This is a genomic window from Brevundimonas sp., from assembly GCF_036677305.1.
In the GTDB taxonomy this organism is placed as follows: domain Bacteria; phylum Pseudomonadota; class Alphaproteobacteria; order Caulobacterales; family Caulobacteraceae; genus Brevundimonas.
In genome coordinates this window covers 1-2,621 of sequence record NZ_JAKFEB010000236.1, presented here as the reverse complement: position 1 = coordinate 2,621, position 2,621 = coordinate 1, and the positions used below count along the sequence as shown (strand labels likewise).

At 69.4% G+C, this 2,621-nt stretch carries 4 protein-coding genes and 1 tRNA gene; 4 read left to right on the top strand and 1 reads right to left on the bottom strand.

All coding sequences use genetic code 11. The annotated features are described in order from the left end of the window. Both V6M42_RS13540 and V6M42_RS13535 read left to right on the top strand, forming a co-directional pair. Positions 1-626, top strand: a 626-nt coding sequence (locus tag V6M42_RS13540; RefSeq protein WP_332678964.1) for an SDR family oxidoreductase, incomplete at its 5' end; no start/stop codon positions are given. A 129-nt stretch (positions 627-755) separates the two neighbouring features. Beyond that, positions 756-830, top strand: a tRNA-Gly gene (locus V6M42_RS13535). A gap of 54 nt (positions 831-884) precedes the next feature. On the opposite strand, the gene V6M42_RS13530 is transcribed toward V6M42_RS13535, so the two are convergent. Beyond that, positions 885-1,205 carry a hypothetical protein gene (locus tag V6M42_RS13530; RefSeq protein WP_332678963.1) on the bottom strand — a complete coding sequence of 107 codons (321 nt, stop codon included), beginning with the start codon at positions 1,203-1,205 and terminating at the stop codon, positions 885-887. A gap of 38 nt (positions 1,206-1,243) precedes the next feature. Here V6M42_RS13530 and V6M42_RS13525 point away from each other — a divergent pair, with 38 nt between their 5' ends. Beyond that, complete coding sequence (locus V6M42_RS13525; RefSeq protein ID WP_332678961.1) at positions 1,244-1,441, top strand: hypothetical protein; 198 nt, start codon at positions 1,244-1,246, stop codon at positions 1,439-1,441. Between the two features lie 105 nt (positions 1,442-1,546). After that, a partial coding sequence (locus V6M42_RS13520; RefSeq protein WP_332678960.1) for a PAS domain-containing protein occupies positions 1,547-2,621 on the top strand: 1,075 nt, incomplete at its 3' end.

The following is a 2,621-nucleotide window of genomic DNA, read 5'->3' as shown; positions in this document are numbered from 1 at the left end:
TCTTCTGTCTGGTCGACGTGACCGACGACGCCTCGGTCGCCGCCGGCTTCGAAAAGGCCCGCGCCGCCCACGGGCAGGAGCGTCTGACCGTCAACTGCGCCGGCATCGCCACGGGCCAGAAGACCGTCAGCCGCAAGAAGGACACCGGCGAGATCCGCGCCCACGACATGGCCCAGTTCGAGCGCACCGTGCGGGTCAATCTGTTCGGCACCTTCCGCGTCCTGTCGCAGTCGGCGGCGGGCATGGTGACGCTTGAGCCCATGGCCGACGGCGAGCGCGGCCTGATCGTCAACACCGCCTCGGTGGCGGCCCAGGACGGCCAGATCGGCCAGGCGGCCTATTCGGCGTCCAAGGGCGGCGTCTACGCCATGACCCTGCCGGTCGCCCGCGACCTCGCCCAGGAGGGCGTCCGCTGCAACACCATCCTGCCCGGCATCATGTGGACGCCGATGATGGCGGGCATGGACCAGAAGATCCAGGACGCCCTGGCCGCCGCCATCCCCTTCCCGAGCCGCCTGGGCACGCCGGCGGACTACGCCTCGCTGGTGCTGGAGCTGGCCCGCAACGTCTACATCAACGGCGAATGCATCCGTCTGGACGGGGCGATTCGTCTGGCGCCGCGCTGACGCGCGGATGCGCTTCGCGCAGGCGCTATCGCTCGCAACGCGGTTGCTCGCTGCTTGAGCGCCGAATTGTGGGTCGGGGGACTTGCGAGGGGCCGGAGCCCTAGGTATACGCCCGCCTCCGACTGAAGTGCGGGCGTAGCTCAGTGGTAGAGCACAACCTTGCCAAGGTTGGGGTCGAGAGTTCGAATCTCTTCGCCCGCTCCAGTCGTTTGAAGAGGCCCGGTCGCCAGACCGGGCTTTTTTCAATTCCAGCGCCGCCTATCCCGGGCCGTGGGCAGTGCAGCGCAGGCGTTCGTCGGCCCAGATGCGCGGGTCGTACTCGACCTTGAGCCCAACGAGATTGGCGCAGCGGCGCCCGCCGGGCACCGCGCCGGAGCAGCGCGTCCTGCCGCGGGCCTCGATCCAGCTGTCAATGACCTTCGGGTCCACGCCGAAATAGCCTGCAAGGGCTCCGTTCTGGTCGGGGTCCGACGCGATGGTTTCGATCAGACCGATCCAGACATTGCCCATCTCGATGATGAACTCGTCCGGACTCTGGGCGCCTCGATAAGGCGGCGGGGCGGTCTTGCGGTTAACCATTCACACTCTCCGGGTCCGGAAGCGTTGCTGGCCTGAACATGTTCCCGTTCGCGGAACATATTGATGCTTTACGTCTTTCCGGCCCCATGGCTTCCGCGCAGATGACGACCGAAGAGATCGAACTGGATCGCGAATGGCGGGCCAGATTCGGTCAGCCGCTGCCGATGCTGGGGTGCGCCGACATTGTCCGCCGGATCCTTATGCTGCCCGCGGGCGAGGCGACGCCGCTGGCCTGAGGCGGCCGGTCGCCCTGGAAGCGAAAGCGGGCTGGTCCGGTTCGCCGTTTGCAAGGTATCTCCCGAACCGGCGCGCGGGGCGCCAGAACGGGACAGTCGGGTCGTATGTTTCTCGAAGGCCAGGTCAACTGGATGTGGGTCTGGGCCGCCGTCGCGGCCTTCGGATGGATCGTGGCGCTGGTCGCGATCGTCTCCGCCCTGCGCCGGGGCGCCCAGCACGGCAGCGCCTCGGACCAGCTCGATCTGATACAGCGCATGGCCGAGGACTCCCAGAAGCGGCTGTTCGAGACGCTGAACGCGATTCCCGTGGCCCTGGTCGAGACCGACAAACAGGGCAAATTCGTCTTCGCCAACCGCGCCGCGCACCAGCTTCTGGGCCGCAAGGACGCAGAGCTGATCGGCCTGCGTTTCCATTCGGCGACCTGGGGCATCACCTTCCCGGACGGTCGTCCCGTGCCGCCCGACCTGCTGCCCAGCGCCCGCGCGCTGCGGGGCCAGACGGTCAGGGGTTTCCAGCATCTGCTGGCCAACCCGGCCGCGCGCCGCAAGATGCTGGTCTCGGTCACGGCCATGCCGATCGAGAACGAACTGGGCCAGATCACCGGCTCGACCGCCGCCATCGTCGAGAGCGAAAGCCTGCAGACGCCGGAAATCATCATGCCCGAGGCCGCCGCGCCGGCCGCTTCGCAGGACGGTCTGACCCGGCGCGTGTTCGACGCCGCCGCCAGCGCCCTGATCGTCATCGATCGGGACGGGCAGGTGCGCGAGGCCAATCACACCGCCCTGCGGCTGCTGGGCCGCGATGAGGCCGCCGGCGACTTCGCCGACCAGTTCCTGGCCGAGGACGAGCGGATCGAGGCCCGGCAGACCCTGCGCGCCGCCCTGTCCGCTCCGGCGGGCGAGGCCGATCCGATCGTGTCGCGGAACGGCGGCGCCGACGGCGTGCGCTGGTCCATCCTGCCGCTCGCCGCCGCCGACGGGACCGTGGATGTGCTGTTGCTGGCGGGCGAACGCGCGGACTCCATCGTTCCTGCCGAAGACGCCGCCGCGCCGGCCGTCGAGAGCGTTCCGGCGACCGAACCCTCCGCAGAGGTCGACACCCTGCGCGCCGAAGCCGCCGCCGCCCGGGCGCAGGCCGACGAGGCCCTGGCCGCCGCGGCCGCCGCGCGCCAGGAGGCCC